This is a genomic window from Bartonella sp. ML70XJBT.G, assembly GCF_028618575.1.
Lineage (GTDB): Bacteria > Pseudomonadota > Alphaproteobacteria > Rhizobiales > Rhizobiaceae > Bartonella.
In genome coordinates, this window is the sequence record NZ_JAQITA010000083.1 from 1 (window position 1) to 735 (window position 735).

Consider the following 735-nt stretch of genomic DNA (forward strand, 5'->3'; position numbering starts at 1 on the left):
TGATACCCTATTATCCTATGGTGTCTTAAAAGGTGACATCACCAATGCTATTATTGGTACAACTGCAAAATTGAAACATGCCAAGATGTGGAGTATCTCCACCACTATGGGCAAACAATTTGCCACCAGTATTCAAGGACTTACCTTTGAACCCCAAGCACAACTTGCCTATCAACGTTTGATGTTTGATACAATTTCAGATGCCGATCACTTTACCATTGATATGAACAATCCTCATCAATGGATGATCCGTGTTGGTGGGCGTTTAACCAAAACCGTTACAGCAACTGAAAACGGGCGTTCTGTTTCCTTCTATGGGAAAGTGAATGCCATCAAAATCTTTGATGATAAGCAAGCGATCCATATTGATAAGGATTATAAACTTGATCCTATGGGCTCTTTGCTTGAAGGTGGGGTTGGTATCAATGCCCAATTATCTTCCAACATCTCGCTTCATGGTGATGTCAGCTATCATCAAAAGCTGCAAAAGACTGGAATATCTGGAGCAAGTTTCTCAGGCGGGATACGCTATCAGTTTTAAAACAAGGCTATTACATTCCGCTCATTTTAACAAAAGACAGCACACTGTGCTGTCTTTTTATTTTTGCACAACCTAGCATGGCATAGCAATCAAAATAACTGTTCCACCTTCACGCTCAAACTTACTCTCTCAAAAGATTTATGGAGTTACACTTGCCTATACGCTTCCTTGAAACAAGCAATTTTAATAACCAT

At 39.7% G+C, this 735-nt stretch carries 1 protein-coding gene; it reads left to right on the forward strand.

All coding sequences use genetic code 11. The annotated features are described in order from the left end of the window. Positions 1–541 (forward strand): autotransporter outer membrane beta-barrel domain-containing protein (locus PVV64_RS10400; protein ID WP_273760907.1); only part of this gene is annotated, 541 nt, incomplete at its 5' end. Between the last annotated feature and the right edge of the window lie 194 nt (positions 542–735).